Source organism: Pseudomonadota bacterium (assembly GCA_039818985.1).
GTDB lineage: Bacteria > Pseudomonadota > Alphaproteobacteria > Sphingomonadales > Sphingomonadaceae > Alterisphingorhabdus.
Map to the genome: position 1 here is coordinate 2,081,077 of JBCBSU010000001.1, position 20,408 is coordinate 2,101,484.

22 protein-coding genes are annotated in these 20,408 nt (G+C 58.8%); 7 read left to right on the forward strand and 15 right to left on the reverse strand.

Going from position 1 to position 20,408, the window contains the following annotated elements; all coding sequences use genetic code 11:
• A complete protein-coding gene (locus AAFX04_09980) occupies nt 1-1,368 on the forward strand; it encodes a putative O-glycosylation ligase, exosortase A system-associated (GenBank protein MEO1045756.1) in 1,368 nt (455 codons plus the stop codon).
• Nucleotides 1,369-1,436: 68 nt separating this feature from the next.
• On the forward strand, nt 1,437-2,615 hold the full coding sequence (locus AAFX04_09985) for a mechanosensitive ion channel domain-containing protein (protein ID MEO1045757.1): 1,179 nt from the start codon (nt 1,437-1,439) through the stop codon (nt 2,613-2,615).
• On the opposite strand, the gene AAFX04_09990 is transcribed toward AAFX04_09985, so the two are convergent.
• Both AAFX04_09990 and AAFX04_09995 read right to left on the reverse strand, forming a co-directional pair.
• Nucleotides 2,590-3,522 carry an acyl-CoA desaturase gene (locus tag AAFX04_09990; protein ID MEO1045758.1) on the reverse strand — a complete coding sequence of 311 codons (933 nt, stop codon included), beginning with the start codon at nt 3,520-3,522 and terminating at the stop codon, nt 2,590-2,592. The two genes, AAFX04_09985 and AAFX04_09990, sit on opposite strands and share 26 nt — an antisense overlap.
• Nucleotides 3,519-4,463 (reverse strand): hypothetical protein, encoded by a 945-nt coding sequence (locus AAFX04_09995; GenBank protein MEO1045759.1) that lies wholly within the window; start codon nt 4,461-4,463, stop codon nt 3,519-3,521. Before AAFX04_09995 ends, AAFX04_09990 begins: the two co-directional genes overlap by 4 nt.
• 188 nt (nt 4,464-4,651) lie before the next feature.
• On the opposite strand from AAFX04_09995, the gene AAFX04_10000 reads away from it, so the two are divergent.
• Nucleotides 4,652-5,110, forward strand: a complete 459-nt coding sequence (locus AAFX04_10000; GenBank protein ID MEO1045760.1) for a MaoC family dehydratase — start codon at nt 4,652-4,654, stop codon at nt 5,108-5,110.
• 53 nt (nt 5,111-5,163) lie between these two features.
• Nucleotides 5,164-6,342 (forward strand): acetyl-CoA C-acyltransferase, encoded by a 1,179-nt coding sequence (locus AAFX04_10005; protein ID MEO1045761.1) that lies wholly within the window; start codon nt 5,164-5,166, stop codon nt 6,340-6,342.
• A 31-nt stretch (nt 6,343-6,373) separates the two neighbouring features.
• Here AAFX04_10005 and AAFX04_10010 read toward each other — a convergent pair whose 3' ends face one another.
• From AAFX04_10010 to phaZ, 5 genes are all read right to left on the reverse strand, one after another.
• Nucleotides 6,374-6,592, reverse strand: coding sequence for a helix-turn-helix transcriptional regulator (locus AAFX04_10010; protein ID MEO1045762.1), 219 nt, complete (start codon nt 6,590-6,592; stop codon nt 6,374-6,376).
• A 5-nt stretch (nt 6,593-6,597) separates the two neighbouring features.
• Nucleotides 6,598-7,017: a hypothetical protein gene (locus tag AAFX04_10015; GenBank protein MEO1045763.1), complete on the reverse strand. Its 420-nt coding sequence runs from the start codon at nt 7,015-7,017 to the stop codon at nt 6,598-6,600.
• A 117-nt stretch (nt 7,018-7,134) separates the two neighbouring features.
• The gene (locus AAFX04_10020) at nt 7,135-7,716 is read right to left on the reverse strand and encodes a GNAT family N-acetyltransferase (GenBank protein MEO1045764.1); all 582 of its coding nucleotides are present in this window, start codon (nt 7,714-7,716) and stop codon (nt 7,135-7,137) included.
• Between the two features lie 7 nt (nt 7,717-7,723).
• Nucleotides 7,724-8,692 (reverse strand): dipeptide epimerase, encoded by a 969-nt coding sequence (locus tag AAFX04_10025; GenBank protein MEO1045765.1) that lies wholly within the window; start codon nt 8,690-8,692, stop codon nt 7,724-7,726.
• A 78-nt stretch (nt 8,693-8,770) separates the two neighbouring features.
• A complete protein-coding gene (gene phaZ / locus AAFX04_10030; protein MEO1045766.1) occupies nt 8,771-9,994 on the reverse strand; it encodes a polyhydroxyalkanoate depolymerase in 1,224 nt (407 codons plus the stop codon).
• Nucleotides 9,995-10,204: 210 nt separating this feature from the next.
• Here phaZ and AAFX04_10035 point away from each other — a divergent pair, with 210 nt between their 5' ends.
• The gene (locus tag AAFX04_10035) at nt 10,205-12,019 is read left to right on the forward strand and encodes an ABC transporter transmembrane domain-containing protein (GenBank protein ID MEO1045767.1); all 1,815 of its coding nucleotides are present in this window, start codon (nt 10,205-10,207) and stop codon (nt 12,017-12,019) included.
• Here the strand turns inward: AAFX04_10035 and AAFX04_10040 are convergent.
• The 5 genes from AAFX04_10040 to AAFX04_10060 all read right to left on the reverse strand — a co-directional run bounded on the left by AAFX04_10040 (nt 12,012) and on the right by AAFX04_10060 (nt 15,278).
• Complete coding sequence (locus tag AAFX04_10040; GenBank protein MEO1045768.1) at nt 12,012-12,452, reverse strand: biopolymer transporter ExbD; 441 nt, start codon at nt 12,450-12,452, stop codon at nt 12,012-12,014. The two genes, AAFX04_10035 and AAFX04_10040, sit on opposite strands and share 8 nt — an antisense overlap.
• 149 nt (nt 12,453-12,601) lie before the next feature.
• Nucleotides 12,602-13,042 (reverse strand): biopolymer transporter ExbD, encoded by a 441-nt coding sequence (locus AAFX04_10045; GenBank protein ID MEO1045769.1) that lies wholly within the window; start codon nt 13,040-13,042, stop codon nt 12,602-12,604.
• A gap of 86 nt (nt 13,043-13,128) precedes the next feature.
• Nucleotides 13,129-13,650 carry a biopolymer transporter ExbD gene (locus AAFX04_10050; protein MEO1045770.1) on the reverse strand — a complete coding sequence of 174 codons (522 nt, stop codon included), beginning with the start codon at nt 13,648-13,650 and terminating at the stop codon, nt 13,129-13,131.
• Nucleotides 13,651-13,754: 104 nt separating this feature from the next.
• The gene (locus AAFX04_10055) at nt 13,755-14,552 is read right to left on the reverse strand and encodes a MotA/TolQ/ExbB proton channel family protein (protein MEO1045771.1); all 798 of its coding nucleotides are present in this window, start codon (nt 14,550-14,552) and stop codon (nt 13,755-13,757) included.
• Between the two features lie 75 nt (nt 14,553-14,627).
• Nucleotides 14,628-15,278, reverse strand: coding sequence for an energy transducer TonB (locus AAFX04_10060; protein MEO1045772.1), 651 nt, complete (start codon nt 15,276-15,278; stop codon nt 14,628-14,630).
• Nucleotides 15,279-15,590: 312 nt separating this feature from the next.
• Here AAFX04_10060 and AAFX04_10065 point away from each other — a divergent pair, with 312 nt between their 5' ends.
• The gene (locus AAFX04_10065; GenBank protein ID MEO1045773.1) at nt 15,591-16,406 is read left to right on the forward strand and encodes a hypothetical protein; all 816 of its coding nucleotides are present in this window, start codon (nt 15,591-15,593) and stop codon (nt 16,404-16,406) included.
• A gap of 30 nt (nt 16,407-16,436) precedes the next feature.
• Here AAFX04_10065 and AAFX04_10070 read toward each other — a convergent pair whose 3' ends face one another.
• Entirely contained in the window at nt 16,437-17,273 is an 837-nt protein-coding gene (locus AAFX04_10070) for an NTP transferase domain-containing protein (protein MEO1045774.1), read from the reverse strand.
• A gap of 166 nt (nt 17,274-17,439) precedes the next feature.
• On the opposite strand from AAFX04_10070, the gene AAFX04_10075 reads away from it, so the two are divergent.
• Nucleotides 17,440-18,741 carry a homoserine dehydrogenase gene (locus AAFX04_10075; protein ID MEO1045775.1) on the forward strand — a complete coding sequence of 434 codons (1,302 nt, stop codon included), beginning with the start codon at nt 17,440-17,442 and terminating at the stop codon, nt 18,739-18,741.
• A gap of 73 nt (nt 18,742-18,814) precedes the next feature.
• Here AAFX04_10075 and AAFX04_10080 read toward each other — a convergent pair whose 3' ends face one another.
• Together AAFX04_10080 and AAFX04_10085 are read right to left on the reverse strand one after the other, a co-directional pair.
• On the reverse strand, nt 18,815-19,162 hold the full coding sequence (locus AAFX04_10080; protein ID MEO1045776.1) for a DUF2200 domain-containing protein: 348 nt from the start codon (nt 19,160-19,162) through the stop codon (nt 18,815-18,817).
• A gap of 142 nt (nt 19,163-19,304) precedes the next feature.
• Nucleotides 19,305-20,270 carry a CFI-box-CTERM domain-containing protein gene (locus tag AAFX04_10085; protein ID MEO1045777.1) on the reverse strand — a complete coding sequence of 322 codons (966 nt, stop codon included), beginning with the start codon at nt 20,268-20,270 and terminating at the stop codon, nt 19,305-19,307.
• Nucleotides 20,271-20,408 lie beyond the last annotated feature (138 nt).

Genomic DNA, 20,408 nt, shown 5'->3' on the forward strand with positions numbered 1-20,408 from the left:
GTGCGCGATATCTTCTTCACTGCCTTTCTCGGCCTTCTCATCGCCTATGGTTTCAAGCGGCCGTTCCTGTTCGTGCTGACCTATGTCTATATCGACATCATCGCGCCGCAGCGGATGAGCTATTATCTGCTCAATTCGATCCCGATCTCGCTGATCGTCTTTGGCCTCGCCTTTCTCGGCTACTGGATAGCCGATGACAAGAAGGACAGCCGCTTCTCCATCCGCCAGACAATGATGGTGCTGCTGCTGGTCTATTGCTACTACACCACCAATAATATCGCCGACTTCCCCGCCGAGGCGGCGGAAAAATGGGACTGGGTGTGGAAGGCCCTGGTGTTCGCCATCTTCCTGCCGCTGACATTGCGCACCAAATTGCGGCTCGAGGCGCTGGCGTTGTTCATGGTGCTTTCGGTGGGCACGCTGATCATTACCGGCGGCATCAAGACCGCTGCCGGAGGCGGCGGCTATGGCGTGCTGCAGCTGCTGATCGACGACAATAGCGGGCTTTATGAAGGCTCGATCATCTCCACCGTCGCGATCACCGTCATTCCGCTGGTGCTGTGGCTAGCCAAATATGGCACGGTGTTCGTGCCCGATATCCGGGTCAAGGTCTTCGCCTATGCGCTGGTCTTTGCCTGCCTGCTAATCCCGATAGGCACCCAGGCCCGCACCGGACTGCTATGCGCCGGGGCACTGGCGGTGCTGATGCTGCGCTTCAACCGCTATCGCTTCGTCTATGCCGGGCTGGCGGTCGCGGTGGGCATCATGGCGCTGCCGCTACTGCCGCAAAGCTATACCGACCGGATGGCGACCATTGGCGATCACCGCGCCGATGAATCGGCATCGACCCGGGTCGCGGTGTGGATGTGGACGCTGGACTATGTGAAGGACCGGCCCTTTGGCGGTGGTTTTGAAGCCTATCGCGGCAACAGCCTCAAGGTCGAAAAGGTCGAAACCCGCGAAACCGGCTCGCGCACCGCGATCGAGGTGGAAGAATATGTCGATGAGGCCCGCGCCTATCACAACAGCTATTTCGAGATGCTGGGCGAGCAGGGCTTTCCCGGACTTGCGCTGTGGCTTGGTATCATGGTGGGCGGACTGTTCCGCATGGAGATGATTCGAAGACGCTACAGCAAGGATCACAAGCCCGGCGAGGAATGGGTAGCGCCCTTCGCGCTGGCGCTGCAAAATGGGCAGATCATCTATCTTGTCGGATCGATGTTTGTCGGCATCGCCTTCCAGCCATTTATCTACATGCTGGTGGCGATGCAGATCGGGCTCGACACCTATCTTACCCGGCGCCGCAAGGAGGCCGCATTCCGGCCGCTGCAGGAGCGTACACGCAAGCTGGCGCAACCGGCGGAATAGGCAGGATGCGGGCCGGGCACTGGCGGCTGGGGGTTGTAAGTTGTAAACTGACTGACTAGGTGGCGGCCATGCTTTCCGCGTCCGACACCGGCTCCACCACGGCGCTTTCCAGCGCGCTCGACCCCAATGTACTGCAGCGGACATGGGTGAAGACGCAAGGCTGGGCCACCACCCACAGCACCGAGATACTGATCGCTTTTGCCATTGGCACTGCCATCTATATGGCACTGGGCTTTGTCCGCAGCCGCGCGCTCAACTTTGCGCGAAGCCGTGACGACAGGCTATCCATGCCGGCAATCATCGCTCGTACCCTGGGCAAGACCGGGCGGCTGTTCCAGCTGCTGGTGTCGATCCGTCTGGTCACCGGCTTTGCCGAAACGCCTGAACCGATCGAACGACTGATCACTATTCTCTTCACCATTGCCGCCGTTTTTCAGGCGGCGATATGGCTGCGCGAAATTGCCCTTGGCCTGATCGAGCGCCGCGCCAATGGCGGCGACAGCGATGAAGCCTCGGAAACACTCACCAATGCGCTTACCCTGATCCGCATTCTGGTCACCGTCGCGGTGTTCAGCGTTGCGACCATCGTGGTGCTCGACAATCTGGGCTTCAACGTCACCGGCCTGATAGCCGGCCTCGGCATCGGTGGCATCGCCATCGGTCTGGCCGCACAGGGCGTGTTCGAAGAGCTCTTTGCGGCGCTTGCGATTATCTTTGACAAGCCTTTCCGGCGGAACGACTTTATCGGCTATGACAATACCGTCGCAAAGGTCGAGAAAATCGGCCTGAAAAGCACGCGGCTGCGGTCGATTTTCGGCGAAGAGGTCATCATTTCCAACAGCAATCTGCTCGACAAGGAAATCATCAACTATACCCGGCTCGACCGGCGCCGGACCCGCTATGGCATTGGCGTGATTTACCAGACGCCGCCGGAAAAGGCGCGGGAAATACCTGCATTGTTGCGCTCGATTGTCGAAAAACATGGTGCCGAATTCGTGCGCTCCGGCTTTGTCGGTTTCGGCAACAGTTCGATCGACTTTCAGGTCGAGTTCGATATCTACAGCAGTGACTATGAGGTGGTGTACAACAAGCGGCATGATATCGGGCTGGAGATATTGCAGCGGTTCAACGAGGAAGGCCTGGAGTTCGCCTATCCGACCCAGACAACCTTTACCGCCGCCCCCGATGGCACGATGATCATGCCCTATCCCAAGGACGGCTTTACCTTCCACTCGGCAGAGGATTAGCACGCTCGGATCGGGTGTCCGGCCGGGACTTGCGCGACAGATCTCTCACTTCATCGAGCCGTTCCGGCACCTTCATGTCCCACACCAGACCAAGCCGGGACAGAAAGCACAGCACCCACCAGCCCGGATCACATTGCCCCGGCAACAACCCCAACTTTGCCGAACCGGGAAAAGCGTGATGGTTGTTGTGCCAGCATTCGCCAAAGGTGATCAGTGCGGTGTAATGCACATTATGGCCCTGCACCGCCGCGCCTTCGACATGCCAGCTGCGATGCCCCTGATTGTGGGCGAAATAGCCAATCAGCCAGTGCCCCAATATCGATATGGTGATGCGACCACAAATGCCCCAGGCAACCCAGCCCCAGCCACCCAGACCATAGAATAGCAGCGCCCAAGGCAGCTGTTGGAGCATCGATGTGCGCTGCAGCCAGTCATAAAGGCTGCTGCGCGCTAGCGATGATGGCCAGATGATCCGGGGTTCATGTGTCAGCGACAATGTGCAATGCAGCTGCCACCAGAAATCACGCAGCATGGCCGACTGATGCGCCAGAAAGGGATGGCATTCGGGCTGTCGCTGCGCCCAATCCCTGACATCATGGGTGAACAGCATGGATCGCGGCCCGCCCAGTCCCACCAGGGTGCCGAAATAGACACCCAGACGCTCCAGCCATTGCGAGCATTGATAGCTGTTGTGAATGAACTTGCGGTGCATTCCCAGCGAATGGCCGGCGCACAGGGTTATCGCCGATGTAAGGAGAAACAGCGCGACCGCGCTCCAGCTGAAATATAGCGAGCCTAGCACCATCCAGACCAGCGCATGGCCGGTGAACCAGAGTGACTTGGTTGCGCTCCAGCGCACCCTGCCCGCACTGGCGTCTGCGCCTTCATCGCTTGCATCGACGATCATTGCTGCCCCGCAGGATCGATAATCTGTGCCAGGAGATAATCGGCGCTCTGCTCCACTGCAATTTTCTGCAGCGGATGGAAATACCAATAGGGGTCGAGCGTGCGCTCATAGCGTATTGTCAGGCGCACCTCGGTGCGATCACCGTCTAGTGGTCGCAAATTCACCTCGGTACCGCGAATATCGATATAGCTGCCCAGATAGCTGTCATTGCGCGATATGCTGGTGCGGATCCGCTGCGGCGATGCCTCATCGATGCGCACATGCATTTCGCCATGTTTGGTGTTGGTGACGAACCAGCGATTATAGACAAAATGCAGGCTGTGAATGGCACCGGGATAAAGGCCCGGATTTTCGGTGCGCACAGGTTGAGGGAAAATCGAGATCAGCCAGCCACGGTCGCCGGAATAGTACATCGGATGATTGAGATGCCTGATGATGTCGGCGCTACTGGCATCGATCACCCGGCTGCGGGTAATGCTGTTGGAGCGTTCAAAGCTGGTCTGCGGCACCACCCCTTCGACCGAGAGCAGCAGCAATGGCAGCGCAAGCCAGGCATTGACCTTGAAGCGCTGCGCCAGATCTTCCTGGCTATCCACCCTGAAATCGCCCCTGATCCGCTTGTAAATATAGGCGAGCAGGCCGATGCCGAAATAGATCGGCATGAACATTATGACGCAGATAAACCCTTCCATCAGCAATGCCGAAGTCGCCAGCATGACGATCAGCGAATCGAGCATGAAGAACCAGAATTTGCGGTGTTCCGAATGCCCTTCATAGGGGTCGACAAAGACGATCAGCGCAAGCGCAATCAATGCCGGAATGGCGACATAGACCAAAGCTGTCGTGGCATAGCTGCTATCGAGGAGCAGCCGCAGCACAGAAGCCGCGACGCCGATAATCAGCAGGAGTTTTGCCGACCGATATTTCGCCAACCACGCCATGACAGGCAGGCTATCGGACAGGCCATGGCAAGACAATCTCTATTCACGCTACGGCACGGCCAACAGGCCGCGCGACATCGGTAAAAATCGCCCGGCCAGCCTTGCGCCCATGCCTTTTGTGCGGCACTAGAGTTGCAATGTGCAACGATAAAACCAACAGCAAGAGCCAATAGCAAGAGGACGCCATCATGACAGCCATCACGCCGCAGCAAATGCTGGACAAAAAGGGCGACCAGCTCGGATCGTCGGAGTGGATTCTGGTCGACCAGGAGATGATCAACAAATTCGCCGATGCCACTGGTGACCACCAGTTCATCCATGTCGATGAGGAAAAGGCGAAACTGACCCCCTTTGGCAGCACCATCGCCCATGGTTTTCTCAGCCTCAGCCTGTTCCCGGTGATGATGGCCAGGTCCGACTGTCCGCGCGTCGAAGGCGTGAAAATGGGCGTCAACTATGGTGGCAACAAGACCCGCTTTCTTGCCCCGGTGCGCTCGGGTAAGCGCGTCCGCGGCCATTTCAAGCTGCTCGACCTCGAGGAAAAGCGCCCCGGCCAGTGGCAGCAGACACTCGAATTCACCGTCGAGATCGAGGGCGAGGACAAGCCGGCACTGATCGCCGAATGGATCAGCCAGTTTTTCGTTTAATCTGTTAAGCCCCTCCGCTTCATCGGAGGCACGGAACCCAAGGAGAATTCCCCATGCGTGATGCAGTTATCGTTTCCACCGCCCGCACCCCGATCGGCAAGGCCTATCGCGGCGGGTTCAACAACACCGCTGGCCCGACCCTGGGCAGCCATTCGCTGACCGCCGCGATCGAGCGCGCCGGTGTCGAAGGCGGCGAGGTACAGGATTGTGTCTGGGGCAGCGCGCTGCAGCAAGGCACACAGGGCGGCAATCTGGCGCGCAATGTGGCTTTGCGCTCGGGCCTGCCGATCTCGGTCAGCGGCATGACCATTGACCGGCAATGCTCATCCGGCCTGATGTCCATCGCCACCGCCGCCAAGCAGGTGATTGTCGACAATATGGATATTGTCGCCGCTGGTGGCCAGGAATCGATCAGCCTGGTGCAGACCCCGGAAATGCGCATTTCGCCGGACAAGGAACTGGTGGCGATGCATAACGACATTTATATGTCGATGCTGGAAACCGCCGAGGTTGTCGCCGACCGCTATTCGATCAGCCGCGACGTCATGGACGAATATTCGCTGCAGTCGCAAATGCGCACCGCGGCAGCCCAGGAGGCCGGTCATTTTGACGACGAGATCGTCCCCGTCACCACAAAGATGATGTACAAGAACAAGGAAACCGGTGAGGTTTCCGAGCAGGAAGTCACCATCACCAAGGATGAGGGCAACCGCCCTACGACGACGCTGGAAGGCCTGCAGGGACTGCAGCCGGTGCTCGGCCCCGACAAGACCATCACCGCCGGTAACGCCAGCCAGCTTTCCGACGGGTCTTCTGCCTCTATCGTTATGGAAGCCAAGGTGGCTGAGAAGCGCGGCCTCACCCCGCTTGGCCGCTATGTTGGCATGGCGGTCGCTGGCACCAAGCCCGATGAAATGGGCATCGGCCCGGTCTATGCCGTCCCGGCGCTGCTTGAGCGCTTCAACCTGAAAATGGACGATATCGGCCTTTGGGAGCTGAATGAAGCCTTTGCCGTGCAGGTGCTCTATTGCCGCGACACACTCGGCATTCCCGATGAGCTGCTCAACGTCAATGGCGGCTCGATCTCCATCGGCCACCCCTATGGCATGACCGGCGCGCGCTGTGTCGGCCACGCCCTGATCGAAGGCAAGCGCCGCGGTGCCAAGCATGTCGTCGTCACCATGTGCGTCGGCGGCGGCATGGGCGCGGCTGGCCTGTTCGAGGTACTGTAAGCAGAAGTACGGATTGGGGACGAGGCGGAGCTTAAGCCCCCTCGTCCCATGCAAATACCGCCTCCAGCGGCTGGTTGAAGGTCCGCGCAATACGGAAGGCGGTTTCCAGTGTCGGCGAATATTTTCCCTGCTCTATGGCGGCGATGGTCTGGCGGGTAACGCCGACCTTCGCCCCCAGTTCCGCCTGCGTCATTTCATCGGCCTCGAAACGCAGCCGGCGAATGGTGTTGGTGAAGGGTGTTTTGGCCACGCCCCTCACCCCTGCCGATATTGCCAGATCTTAGCACCATAGCGGATAGCCTCCGCCACCACGATGACCGCCAATATCGCGTTGAGTATCCAGAACAGGCTGGCGCCAAGATGGACACTGAACACAGCGCAGATAACGCCGATCAGCAATATGAAATAGGCTATGCCCGCGGCGCGCTTGCCCACCAGCTGGTCGCGCTCATCGGCTTTGGCATGCGCGTCCTCGGGTGCCAGGATGGCAATTGCCGATGCCGCAACGATCATCACGACGGTGACGCCGACAACCACTGTCAGCAACAGGCCGAGAAAATAGTCGAGCGATACGCTGTCGGTGCTGGCGGCATAGATCAGGCTGACAAAATAAGTGCCGAACCCGCCGATTATGGTCAGCAATGCTGCCCAGGCAATCTTCTCATGGAATGTCATATCTCTTCCTCTAAATGTCGAATCATTATGACTTTATGTTAGATATTTTTAACATTATGGCAAATAGATATTACATATCCGTCGAAAATGCAGCAAAATCATGATGTTGCGAGAGTATCAGCCGCGGTGCAGCACCAGCACCGGGTCGGCCTTGTGCACGCGGTGGCCAACAACCAGGAAGCCATGACGCGCCGCGAGTCGCAGTGATGCGTCATTGTCGGGCGTGATGATGCACACCAGGGGCGTCCGCAATTCGGCATCGGCCCATGCCAACGCCGCCGTCAGCGCTTCGCTGGCATAGCCCTGGCCATGGGCATCGCTGTCGAGCAACCATGATGCCTCGGGCCAGATCGCCTCGCCCTTGGCGGGTTGTTGCCCCGGCAGCGGCGGATCGACATCGCGCTGATAATCGGCAAAGCCGACCTCGCCGATCAGCTTCCCATCCTCGCGTCGTTCGATCGCCCAAATGCCATAGCCCAGCAACGGCCACAGCCCGGGGCCGCGCAGAAATTTCTCCCAGAGCTGGCTGCGGGTAAAGGGTTCGGATGCGATATAGCGCATGACCTCGGGCTTGGCTCGGGTTGCGCAGAATGCATCAAAATCGCTGCGGCGTAACGAACGCAGCAATAGCCTTTCGGTAATTATGCGCGGCGCTCTGGCCGGTTTGGCATCAGCCTCTTTGCCAGCAACTTCAGTCACAGCAGCATCAGCGCGGGTGGATCATGCCGTCCTGGAACAGGAAGCCGTCCTCGCGATCCTTTTTCAGCAGGGCCGGGGCGTCAAGATCGACCCAATCGGCCTTTTGCGCCAGTGCAAAAGCCGGAGCCACACCGAGGCTGGTTGCCAGCATCGAACCGACCACCATTTTGAGATCGCGCATCCGCGCCTTTTCCATCAGGACCAGCGCTTCGGTCAGCCCGCCTGTCTTGTCGAGCTTGATGTTGATAGCACCGAAACAGCCATCGACCCGGTCAAGGTCCTCACTGGTATGGCAGCTTTCATCGGCGCAGAAGGGCACCGGCGTTTCCACCGCCATCAGCTCATCCTCGAACCCGGCGGATACCGGCTGTTCGATCAGCTCGACGCCATATTGGTGCGCGCCCATGGCCATGCTCAATATGTCGAGCTCGTCCCAGGCCTCATTGGCATCGGCGATGATTCGCGCGCCCGGCGCAGCGGCGTATACTGCGGCCAGCCGGTCGAGGTCATTCTCGCCGTTCAGCTTGACCTTGAGCAGGCTATAGCCCTTTGCCACCGCACCGGCAGCGTCCTGCGCCATCTGGTCGAGCTCGCCGAGTGATACAGTATAGGCGGTGACCAGCGGCTTGGGTTCGGGCAGACCCGCCAGCTGCCATACAGGCTTGCCGGTTGCCTTGCTCTCCAGGTCCCATAAAGCGGCATCGAGCGCATTGCGCGCCGCGCCTTCCATCATTGATTCAAGCAGGTCTTCGCGGGTAATTTCGCGGTTCTGCTTGGCGCGCATCTCGATGGCTTCGACGCACAACTCGGCAGTCTCGCCCTCATAATAGATCGGTGTGCCCTCGCCACGGCCGATATGGGCGCCATCGGTGACTTCGCAGACCACGACATCGACATCGGTCTTGCTGCCCCGGGCGATGGTGAAGGCGCCATCGACATCCCAGCGCTCAACAGTTGCGGATTTGAGTGTAATCATGCGCGGTGATGTAGGGCATTCGCCGGATGGGGAAAACCCCAAATCCGACCCAAAGTCCGACAGCGCGGCAATCTTCGATCAGTCGTTATGCTCGATGATCCATTCCTCGACCAGCGGTGCGATCTTGGTGCGCCATTTGCTGCCGTTGAAAATGCCGTAATGGCCGACATTCTCCACCAGGTCGTAGAATTTGAAGCGTTCGTCCAGCGCCGGGGTGAGGTGCAGCGCCGCCCGCGTCTGACCAATGCCGCTGATATCGTCGCGCTCGCCTTCAATCGCCAGCAGGCCGATATCGTGGATGGCACCAAGATCGATCCGTCGTCCCCGGTGCATCATCTCGCCGCGCGGCAGCAAATGCCGCTGGAACACATGGTCGACCGTCTGCAGGTAGAATTCCGCCGTCATATCACACACCGAGCGGTACTCGTCATAAAAGTCCTTGGTCGCTGTCGCGCTTTCACCATCGCCATCGACCAGATGCTTGAACATCTCCCAATGGCTGAACATGTGGTTACCCAAATTCATCGACATGAAGCCGGCAAGCTGCAGAAAGCCGGGATAGACGCGACGGCCATGGCCGGGATACTGCATCGGCACGGTAGCGATGGCGTTCTGCTCGAACCAGCTGTGCGGGCGCTGTTGCGCCATCAGATTGACCGATGTCGGTGCCTCACGGGTGTCGATCGGGCCGCCCATCATGGTCAGCGTGCGCGGGCGGCAGTCATGGTCTTCACCCGACATCACCGCCGCAGCGGCAAAACAGGGCACCGATGGCTGGCACACCGCTAGCATGTGCGCACCTGCGCCGATATGCTCGAGAAAGGCGATGACATAATCGATATAGTCATCAAGGTCGAAAGACCCTTCTTCCAGCGGCACTTGCCGCGCATCGCGCCAGTCGGTGATATAGACTTCGTGGCGCGGGATCATCCGTTCCACCGTGCCACGCAACAGCGTCGCGAAATGCCCTGACATCGGTGCTACAATCAACAAACGCGGCGCATTGTCAGGCAACGCCGCATGGCGGAAACGCTTCAACTGGCCAAAAGGCATCTGGAGAACGATGTCCTCGGTTACCGGCTGCTCGGTATCATCGACATCGACCGTATCGATCCCGAAAGCCGGCTTGCCGCGCGGAGCCGAGGCATGAGCAAAGACATCCAGCGCATGCGCCAACACCGGACCGCCACCGACATAACCGAAGGGATTGGCCGGATTGTTGAGGAGTTGCGCGCTCATATGCGCCCAGGCACTCGCGCTCGCCAGCATGGAGCGCTGCATCTCATAGGCCTGATAGATCATATATGTTCCTTGCGACGGCAGGGACCAGTGCGCTTGCTGCGTCTTTTCGGTTGGCCCCCGCCCTGTTATGCGCGATTCTAGACCCAATTGCGGCAGTGCACAACCGGTTTACGTCAAGCTATTGATACACTGGGGTGATAATCACCGGCTATCGACCAACGACATGCCAAACCGGTTGAGCCTGTCCCGGCACCCTGCTAGCGCACTGCCATGGCAAAATTACCCGATGGCGATGACAAGAAAGATCGCTCGCTGCGCAAGCTCGGAAATCTGCGGCTGCTCTGGCGGCATGCTATCCAATATCCGCGGCAGATTCTGTTTGCCGGCCTCGCCCTGCTGGTGGCGGCGCTCGGTACGCTGGCGATCCCGCGCCAGCTGCAAAAGGTGGTCGATGAAGGCTTTGCCGCGCTCGGCACCAATGCCCAGGATATCGCGCCCTTTTTCCACTATCTGCTGCTGATCGTGGTGGTGCTGGCGATTGCTACGGCGCTGCGTTTCTATTTCGTGTCCTGGCTGGGCGAGCGTGTGGTTGCCGATATACGATTGGAGGTGCAACGCAATCTGCTGCGCCAGTCGCCGGGTTTTTTCGAGGAGAACCGGCCATCGGAAATCGCCTCGCGCATGACCGCCGACACCGCAATTGTCGAACAGATTGTCGGCACCACCGTCTCGGTTGCGCTGCGCAATCTGGTCGTCGGCGTTGGCGGCATTATCTATCTCTTTTATCTCGCGCCGCAGCTGACCATGTATCTGCTGATCGGTATTCCGCTGATCATCATCCCGATTGTCATCATCGGGCGGCGTCTTGAAGCAGTCTCGAAATCGAGCCAGGATCGGGTCGCCGATGTCGGCGCCAACACCACCGAAACACTGGGGGCGATGAAGATCGTTCAGGCCTTTGGCCAGGAAAGCCGCGAGGCGGAGCGCTTTGCCGGGTCGGTGGAACGCACTTTCGACACCGCCAGGAAACGCATTACGCTGCGCGCGGTGCTGACGCTGGTAATCATCACCCTGATCTTCGGCGCGATTACCGGGATCATGTGGCAGGGCGCGGTCGATGTCGTCGAGGGGCGGCTCACCGGCGGCACCATTGCTGCGTTCATCTTTGCTGGCGTTCTGGTCGCCGGCTCCTTTGGCGCGCTGACCGAGGTCTATGGCGACCTGCTGCGAGCATCGGGGGCCTCGGCACGGCTCAACGAGCTGCTTAATGCCGAACCCGATATCGCCGCACCGGCACGACCGGTCGATCTGCCCCAGCCGCCACGCGGCCAGCTCAGCTTTCAGAAGGTGACATTCAGCTATCCGACGCGGCCGGAAACGCCCGCGATACAGGATTTCAGCCTGACCATCGCACCGGGTGAAACGGTGGCGATTGTCGGTCCCTCCGGTGCCGGCAAATCGACTATCTTCCAGCTGGCACAGCGCTTCTATGACCCCGAGGCCGGGACCATCCGGGTCGATGGCGTTGCCCTGCCCTCGGCCGATCCGGCCGATATTCGCCAGCGCATGGCCTATGTGCCGCAGGAGAGCGTGCTGTTCGCCGCCTCGGCGCGCGATAATCTGCGCTATGGCAACTGGAACGCCGGTGATGAGCAAATCTGGGCAGCGGCCGAGGCCGCCAATGCCGCCGAATTCATCCGCGCCCTGCCCGATGGTCTCGACAGCTATCTCGGCGAGGCGGGCACAAGGCTGTCAGGCGGCCAGCGCCAGCGCATATCGATTGCGCGGGCATTGCTGCGCAACGCACCGATTCTGCTGCTCGACGAGGCGACATCGGCCCTCGATGCCGAGAGCGAGCGGCTGGTGCAGCAGGCATTTGACCGGCTGATGGAGGATCGCACGACATTGGTCATCGCCCACCGTCTCGCCACCATCCGTGCCGCCGATCGTATCATCGTGATGGATGAGGGACGGATTGTCGAGGAAGGCGATCACGCGAAGCTAAGTGCCAGTGACGGCCTTTATGCCCGACTGGCGAGCCTGCAATTCGACGCGCCGTCATCGCAATCCATGCTGATCAAATAGGCCGGACAAAATCCCGATATTGCTCATTACCCACAAAGCCGAAGCTCGTCAGCTGAGCCTGCTTCACCGACTTGAGCACACGGTTGACCTGCTCATAACGGGCTATCGCTTCAGGCTGTAGCTGGACTTCGGCCTGCCCGTTCCTTTCTGCGCCTATCACCCGCAGAAGCGTGTCAAGCTGGGTGATAGTAACCGGCTTCCCATTCCATAGAATGACATCCGATTTCGTCACGACGATCTTGTTCGTTTCCAATATCCGCTCGGCTATTACAGGCGGATCGCCATGCATCAGATCAAGCTTGATTGCATGCATCTGCGGCGGGATGGAAATGATGAACATGATCAGCAGCACCAGCATGACATCGATCAGCGGCGTGGTGTTGAGATCCGACAGATAGTCACGACTGGTGGCGGATGCGGCTTTTCCGGTCATATCATGCTCTCCCCGCAGGAGATGATATACCAGCATTCCGTAGCGTCAAGTTTGCGCCCTCTGAACCAGGTCGGCAGCCAGCAAAAAGGGCCGTATCATGCGATACGGCCCTTTTGCGTTTTCTGGTAAGATGCTTTCAGCGGTCCGGATCAGCCGCCAGCGGTGGTGAATATACGATATTGCTCATTGCCGACAAAGCCGAACTTGGTCACCTGGGCAACTTTGATCACCTTGAGCACCTGGTTGACGCGCTCATAGCGGGCGACGGCATTGGGCTGGAACTGCAGCTCGGGCTCCACTTCCATCTGCATCGAACGGGCCAGCAGGTTTTCTACCTGGTTGATATTGACCGCTTCGCCATTCCACAAAATCGTATCATCGGGCTCGACAATCAGCTTGTTGCGGACCGGATCAACCGGCGGCGTATTGATCGAATTATCCGGTTGCGGCAGGTCCAGCTTGATAGCGTGCATCTGCGGCGGGATGGTGATGATGAACATGATCAGCAACACGAGCATAACGTCGATCAACGGCGTCGTGTTCATGTCCATCATCGGACTGCCATCGTCCTTGCCACCACTCATTGCCATAACAGGCTCTCCTTAACTCTTACATCCTGTGCCCGAACGATCCTTACGGGTTTCAGGCTGGCCGGGCGCTTGCTGCCCCCGGACGATCACGCGCCCAGATTGGGCTCCGAAATAAAGCCGACCTTCGGAAAACCGGAAGCCTGCATGATGAAGATAGCACCACCGACACAGCGATAGGGTACGTCGATATCGCCACGAATATGCGCCTCGGGAACGTCTTCGGGATCGATATTGTCGATACCGCCACGATCCTCGACAAACTTTTCGATATATTCGGTAGCCCATTCCTGCAGCTCGGTCGAACCCACCGGCGTCACATTGCGGTAGATGCGGCATTCACCGCCCTGGGATGCCCCCTCATAGCCCGAATCGCCGGGGCTGCGGCCCGAAGCGTCGGTCGAGGTTACGGACAGCAGGACATTTTCGGCCTTGGTTTCATTGGCCTCATATTCCTGCACCGGCAGCTCGAGATTCTCGATGGTCTGAATCGCCACCGGAATGGCGATAAGGAAGATGATGAGGAGAACGAGCATAACATCCACGAGCGGTGTGGTGTTAATGTCGGACATTGGCGTTTCGCCGCCGTCGCCTCCCATACTGATTGCCATAACGTAATCCTGTTCCAGCTATCGCCACGATAGCGGCATTATGCCGTGCGTGACTGATCGGGCAGGCCGGTCAGACCGGCCCACCCCATATTATTCCGTCAAACTTACTTCTTGGCAGCCGGAGTAGCCGGGTTTGGCTTGGCTGCTGCAGGCTTGGCCGGTGCCGCAGGCTTTTTGGCAGCTGCAGGAGCGTTAACCGCCGGAACGACCTTGCCGTCCGAAGCAATAAACGCCAGCAGATCGGTCGAGAAAGCGTGCATGCTCTCGGCGATACGCTTGTTGCGGCTCTGCAGCCAGTTATAGGCAAGCACAGCAGGCACAGCGACGAGCAGACCGAATGCGGTCATGATCAGCGCCTCACCAACCGGACCGGCAACGTCGCCAATGGCGGCCGAACCTTTGGCACCGATCTTGATCAGTGCGCGATAGATGCCGACAACGGTACCGAACAGGCCGATAAACGGTGCAGTAGCACCAACCGTTGCGAGGAAAGGCAGACCACCGGCCAGCTTGGCATTGATCGAGTCTTCCGAGCGGGTCAGCGAACCGTGGAGCCAGTCATGCGCTTCCATCGGATCTTCCAGCTTGGCATGCTCTTCGCGCGCCTTGATGCCGTCATCGACAATCTGCTTATAGGCCGAGTTCTTCTCCAGCTTTGCCGAACCCTCGCGCAGGGTCTTGGCGCGCCAGAAAGAGCGTTTCACTTCCTTGCCCTGTTTCATCACCTTGTTCTGCTCGAACAGTTTGACCAGCAGGATGTAGAGCGAAAAGAACAGCATGATTGCCAGGATACCGGCAGTGGTCCAGGCAACCGGACCACCTTCTTCCATAGCTGTCCAGAAACCGAATTCCGTCTGAGGCACTTCGGCCCCGGCAGCGCTCAAAAATTCAACCATCATCATAATTTCCTCTCAGAAAACATAAACTGTACCCACCAAAAGCCGGGCATATGCATCAAAAACCATCCAGCGTCCGGCTTATCTATCGGGAATCTGCCAGCGCACAGCGAAGTTATAGGTGCCGGTAACCTCGTTATCGTTCGGATCGAGAGCCGGCCGGAAACGTGCACGACGCTTCACATTCTTGCAGGTAGCAGCATCGAGGTCGCTATGTCCGCTCGAGCCGGTAACCGCACAGTCGGATACGCGTCCATTGGTACCGACGGTCAGCCGGACCCGCGTCGTGCCTTCGCGCCCTTCACGCAGGGCGCGCGAAGGATAGTCATTGGTGTTGGCCCAGCTACCGCGATTGTTGCGCGGCTCCGGGTTGGGCCGCTTGGATACACGCGGCGGCGGTGTCGGTTCCGGAGCAGGCTCCGGCACCGGATCAGCCTGTGGCGTTGGCGTAAAAGTTTCCGGAATCTCGGTCTGCGTCTGCAGCGGTGGTGTCGGTGCAGGCAGTTGAATCGGAGGCGGTGGCGACACGATTGGCGGCGGCTCTACCTGCCTTTCAGGCTCTGGCGGCGGCTCCTCTTCGGGTTCGGGAATCTCTTCCTCGATCTCGATGACCTCAGTCGTGTCAATGAGCTTCTTGCCGGTTACAACCTCAAAGCCCTTGATAAGGCCATAGCCAAGGGCAACCATAATCAAGGCAACGATAAGTGCGGAAACGATCTTGTTCCCGCTCATATCCTGATCGACATATGACATTCAGAAACGCACTCCCCTAACTAAAGCCAGATCATTGCGGAAAGGCATTGCAATGTCGCCGGTCCGGTCGCCAGACAGGCTGCAATAACCTTTGCGATGCATTATCACATACTGACAGTTTTTGACGCCCACCCGCAATGCATAAATTTTATGTTATAGATTTTGCTCCTGCTTAACGGCACACGCCGGAGCAGGCAAACGGTTTCATAAATTCACTTGTGATTAACCACATTCACGACAATTATCAAAGGGTGAATATCGTTCGGCACATCCGGAACAAGGCCTGACAAGATGCCCAGACACATCGCCACCATAGTCGCAATCGCGCTGTTTTTCTTTACGAATCACGCCACTGCACAGGAATCACCACCCCCTGCTCAGGCAAACTATGCCATGCTGGCGCGGCTGGCTGACAATGCTGATATTATTGCGTCTGCCCGGGTCACACGCGCAATAAATTTGCCCGCAGAGCGCGCTCCTGGCATCGCTCCGGGCCAGGTGCGAATCTATGTCGAGGCGGATATTCTCGGTTTGATCCGCGGCCAGGGCGGTCTGCCCGAATCGATTCGCTACCTTGTCGACATGCCATTGAACGCGCGCGGCAAGGCGCCAAAACTGAAAAAACAGACGTTCCTGCTCTTCGCCCGGCGCGGCAACAGCGCCAATGAGATTCAGCTGATCGGGCCGGATGCCCAACAGCCCTGGTCGCAGCCGCTGGAAGCCAGGGTGCGTGGCATCACCCGGGCGCTGCTGGCCGCCGATGCGCCGCCACCGATCACCGGCATCAGGGAGGTATTCCACGTACCGGGCAACCTGGAAGGCGAAGGCGAGACGCAGATATTCCTCGACACTCCCGGCGGCGATCCTGTCTCGATCTCGATTCTGAGACGGCCGCGCCGCTTGCCGATATGGGCAGTATCGCTGAGCGAGATTGTCGATGCTGCAGCCAAGCGTCCAGAGCCCGGTACATTGCTATGGTATCGCCTCGCCTGTGGCTTGCCGCGCAATATTCCCGATGGCGTGCTCTATTCCGGCAGTAGCAGCGCCAACCAGGTTGCACGCGCCGATTATGCAATGGTGTTGCGACAGCTCGGCCCGTGTGAATAACCCCGTCCTCGCGATTTGCGGCGCGGGTGGCTAGAGCTTGCGTTTTTCCAGCAGCATCGCGGAGATGTCATAGGTCCGGCGGTTATCGACATCGACAGCATAGGCACCATCATCGAAGATATGCGCCGCGATCCGGACCCGGAAACGACGGGACAGCGCCTCCAGCATCTGGTCAAGCCGCCACCAGCCGAGCCTGAAGCGGATGAGATTGACAATGCCAAAGGCTTTGGCAATTGCGCCCTTGGTCTTGATGAACTGGCCGCCGCCGCGAAAGGATTCCGCCGCGCGCATCGCCGCATCATTGCCCAGCCAATAGCTGTTGCAGTTGGAGATCGCCATGTCGGAGAATTCGTAAAAGCGGCGCTGGGCATTGGCATGCGCCGCCAGAACATCTTCGCGCTTCGCAATGGCCAGCAGCGCATCGGCCTGCTGATCGACCGCGGACTGGTGGATGGCGCGCAAGGCTTCGGGTGAAACAATGACATTGTCGCCGGTGGTGATCAGCAGCGGGAACGGCGTATCCGCCACCCGGATCGCCTCTTCCAGGCTTTCGACGATACCCTGTTTCGCTTCGCAGATGGTCAGTCGCCCCGCCTGTTGCAGCGCCATCACTGCGGGCAGATCGGCAATCACTTCGGGATCATGGATCGACACCAGTATCGTATTGTCGGGCCAGGCCTCGTCAGCCGCCTCGAGCACCCATTGCAGCAGCGGCTTACCCTGGATCGGCACCCGACATTTATGGCTGACCCCGGCTTCCTCCGCCAGCGGATCGAGCTTGCCGTCGCGCTTGCCCGCAAGCACAAGGATTGTGGGCGCAGCCGTCGCCGCTGCAGCAGCGGGGGACATATCGGATGATGTTGCCATGGATTTTCCTGAGCTTGGTTATGCCGGCGCCATATAGGGTGGCGGACCCCCGGCGTAAACCAATGGCGTGAATCATCGGCGCGAAGCCTTTATTTGACGCTGGCATTTCGCCGCATGCGGGTTAGAGAGTCTGAAAAGCACAGGCACATCGGCAGGACATGGATATATGGCATCGCGAACATTGACACTCGGCATAGCCGGCCTCGGCACCGTGGGCACCGGGGTGATCCGGCTGATCGAGGAAAATGCGATGCTGATTGCGCGTCGCTCGGGCCAGTCGCTCAGCATTGGCGCAATCACCGCGCGCGATCGTGGCAAGGATCGCGCTATTGCGCTTAACGACTATCGCTGGGTCGATGACATGCTGGCCATGGCCGATGATCCGGATATCGACATCATCGTCGAACTGATCGGTGGTGCCGACGGCCCGGCGCTGACCCTCGCCAAACGGGCACTGGCCAATGGCAAGTCACTGGTGACCGCCAACAAGGCGATGATTGCACATCACGGGCTGGAGCTGGCCGAACTGGCCGAGGCCAATGAGGCCGCGCTGCATTATGAGGCTGCGGTGGCTGGCGGCATCCCGGCAATCAAGGGTGTGCGCGAAGGCACCGCCGCCAACCGCATCGAGCGGGTCTATGGCATATTGAACGGCACCAGCAATTACATCCTCTCAACCATGGAGCAGAGCGGCCGCGATTTCGACGATGTGCTCGCCGAAGCACAGCAGCTGGGCTATGCCGAGGCCGATCCCGGCTTCGATATTGACGGCGTCGATGCGGCGCATAAGCTGTCGATCCTCGCCAGCCTCGCTTTTGCCAGCCGCCTCGATTTCGACAATGTCGCGATACAGGGCATCCGCGCCATCCAGGCTGCCGATATCGCCCAGGCGGATGCGCTGGGCTATCGCATCCGCCTGCTCGGCCTGGCCGAGCGTGACGGCAATGACCTGTTCCAGCGTGTCCATCCCTATCTGGTGCCGCAAAACCATCCCTTGGCGCATGTCGACGGTTCGACCAATGCTGTGGTCGCCGAGGGTAATTTCTCCGGGCGCCTGCTGTTTCAGGGCGCCGGTGCCGGCGATGGTCCGACTGCATCTGCGGTTGTTGCCGATATCATCGCCATTGCCCGGGGCGAACAGTCGCCCGCCTTTGCCATGCCGGTCAGCGCGCTGGAAGCCTGCGCCCCGGCGGCATCGGGTCACCGTGTCGGCCGCGCCTATCTGCGCTTCGAGGTCGCCGACCGCCCCGGCGTCCTGGCCGAAATCACCGCAGCGATGCGCGATGCCGATGTCTCGATCGAAAGCCTGATCCAGAAAGAACGCAGCAGCGACGGCGAGGCAGTGCTGGTGGCAATGGTGACGCACGAATGCAGCGAAAGCCAGATCAGTGCGACACTGGAAACGCTGGCGGGCTCACCCAGCCTGATGGGCGAACCGATGCTGATCCATATTTTGGGGGATGAGTAAGAAGTTGAGCGACATTCCGCCAGTTCATACCAGCCCGTCAAACCAAGCCCGTAAAACGCTTTATATCGGCGGTTTATCGCAGGATTTTCTCAATCGCTTTGCCTTTGGCCAGTTCATCGACCAGCTTATCGAGCCAGCGCACCTTCTGTTCCAGTGGATCGGCAACATCTTCAACCCGAACGCCGCACACAACACCGGTGATCTTGTCGACATTGTCATGCATATGCGGTGCTTCCGCAAAAAAAGTTGCGAAGCTGGTTGAACGGTCAATCTGATCGGCAAGCCCGGTATCATCATATCCGGTCAGCCATTTGGTCACAGTATCCACATCCTCCCGGGTGCGGCCCTTCTTCTCCACCTTCGACACATACATGGGATAGATTTTTGCGAATTCATATTCGCCAATTGTCTTGCGTGGCATGGCGTTTTGTCTCCTCCCCCTAAGGCAATATAGCACGATTCAGCAATCTGAGTCTGCTGCCATGGCAAAGCGCCAATACCTTGTCACCCATGCTGTGTCCGGTCCGGGTGGCGCGCAACAATCACCGTGCACAACAAAAAAGTCAGCGCGAAGACAGGCTCACCCCAAAATCTTGCATCATCCGGGTGTAAAGACGCTCAGCAAATCCGTTGAAGCCGAAACGGGCGGCAATGGCGCTTGGCAGGATACGCGTCCAGTAAAGCTTGAGAAGCTTCCGCGGCTGGGTGCGAAGCCGTGCTGCGACTGCGGGCGCTTCACGATAATAGGTTGCTATAGCATCTCGGCCGTGCGGCTGACGCGCAAGCCAGCCGTCGCGGAACCGACGCAAGGACTCAAGCTCCCAGCAATCATCCGCCAGGCCGATTACATCGCAAGCAGCAGTGGTCAGGAAACAGGCACGGCCTGCCCTGGTGCGGACTTTTGCGGTCCCGTTTATCCGGCACTTGCCACTGTTCCAGCGTTCGGTCAGTACGCTCAGCTGATTATTGGCCCATCGAATCTGTTTGTTCGACAGAACCGAAGAAAAGACATAGGTTGCCTGATATTTGCGACCGCCCTTTTGCCACGCATAGGTCACCGGAAAACTGCCATTGGTCAGTCCAAAGTCGCTGACATCAGCGCTTACACCAGAGCCGACTAGCGTCCTTTTGGTTACAAAAGCGGTCGTGCCGGAACCGAACCTTGCCGCGCCCATCGGCTCATCATAGTCCTGATCGGGCAGGGTGAGGGTCATATCCATGGCTTCGAATCCATTGCCGAAACTCTGGTACAGGCCGATCAGTTCGCCAAAGCGCTTGCCGGACTTCCCATCCATCTGGGCTCTCGCCTCATCAGATGAAAAAACCTTTCTGTCCGGTTGGAAACGCACCAGAAGCTCCGGAATCATGTTTCCCCCAAATGATTTTTTCAGCGTAAGAGAGGCACCATCCGAGCGCATCTGACAAACCGGCAGATTCTGCCTCGAAGACGATTGTCGTGCTTCCACTGTCTCGGTCAATGGGACAACACCAACCAGCGTCAGGAATGCAATACTACGCTTGCCGAACATCAGTCTCTCCTGTGATTGCTTGCTCTTGAAACCCTCATCTGAAACGGACTGCCATCTTCCCCGTCAGCAGTGCGCGTTGATGCTGCAGTGTAAGGCTCATGGGAACGCTGTAAAGCTCATGAAAGATGACGTGCTCCG

Bases quoted from the DNA above. Each gene is read 5' to 3' on its own strand.
- AAFX04_09985 (MEO1045757.1), top strand. From the start codon at position 1,437: ATGCTTTCCGCGTCCGACACCGGCTCCACCACGGCGCTTTCCAGCGCG.
- AAFX04_09990 (MEO1045758.1), bottom strand. From the start codon at position 3,522: ATGATCGTCGATGCAAGCGATGAAGGCGCAGACGCCAGTGCGGGCAGG.
- AAFX04_09995 (MEO1045759.1), bottom strand. From the start codon at position 4,463: ATGGCGTGGTTGGCGAAATATCGGTCGGCAAAACTCCTGCTGATTATC.
- AAFX04_10000 (MEO1045760.1), top strand. From the start codon at position 4,652: ATGACAGCCATCACGCCGCAGCAAATGCTGGACAAAAAGGGCGACCAG.
- AAFX04_10005 (MEO1045761.1), top strand. From the start codon at position 5,164: ATGCGTGATGCAGTTATCGTTTCCACCGCCCGCACCCCGATCGGCAAG.
- AAFX04_10015 (MEO1045763.1), bottom strand. From the start codon at position 7,017: ATGACATTCCATGAGAAGATTGCCTGGGCAGCATTGCTGACCATAATC.
- AAFX04_10025 (MEO1045765.1), bottom strand. From the start codon at position 8,692: ATGATTACACTCAAATCCGCAACTGTTGAGCGCTGGGATGTCGATGGC.
- phaZ (MEO1045766.1), bottom strand. From the start codon at position 9,994: ATGATCTATCAGGCCTATGAGATGCAGCGCTCCATGCTGGCGAGCGCG.
- AAFX04_10035 (MEO1045767.1), top strand. From the start codon at position 10,205: ATGGCAAAATTACCCGATGGCGATGACAAGAAAGATCGCTCGCTGCGC.
- AAFX04_10040 (MEO1045768.1), bottom strand. From the start codon at position 12,452: ATGACCGGAAAAGCCGCATCCGCCACCAGTCGTGACTATCTGTCGGAT.
- AAFX04_10045 (MEO1045769.1), bottom strand. From the start codon at position 13,042: ATGGCAATGAGTGGTGGCAAGGACGATGGCAGTCCGATGATGGACATG.
- AAFX04_10050 (MEO1045770.1), bottom strand. From the start codon at position 13,650: ATGGCAATCAGTATGGGAGGCGACGGCGGCGAAACGCCAATGTCCGAC.
- AAFX04_10055 (MEO1045771.1), bottom strand. From the start codon at position 14,552: ATGATGATGGTTGAATTTTTGAGCGCTGCCGGGGCCGAAGTGCCTCAG.
- AAFX04_10060 (MEO1045772.1), bottom strand. From the start codon at position 15,278: ATGAGCGGGAACAAGATCGTTTCCGCACTTATCGTTGCCTTGATTATG.
- AAFX04_10065 (MEO1045773.1), top strand. From the start codon at position 15,591: ATGCCCAGACACATCGCCACCATAGTCGCAATCGCGCTGTTTTTCTTT.
- AAFX04_10070 (MEO1045774.1), bottom strand. From the start codon at position 17,273: ATGGCAACATCATCCGATATGTCCCCCGCTGCTGCAGCGGCGACGGCT.
- AAFX04_10075 (MEO1045775.1), top strand. From the start codon at position 17,440: ATGGCATCGCGAACATTGACACTCGGCATAGCCGGCCTCGGCACCGTG.
- AAFX04_10080 (MEO1045776.1), bottom strand. From the start codon at position 19,162: ATGCCACGCAAGACAATTGGCGAATATGAATTCGCAAAAATCTATCCC.
- AAFX04_10085 (MEO1045777.1), bottom strand. From the start codon at position 20,270: ATGTTCGGCAAGCGTAGTATTGCATTCCTGACGCTGGTTGGTGTTGTC.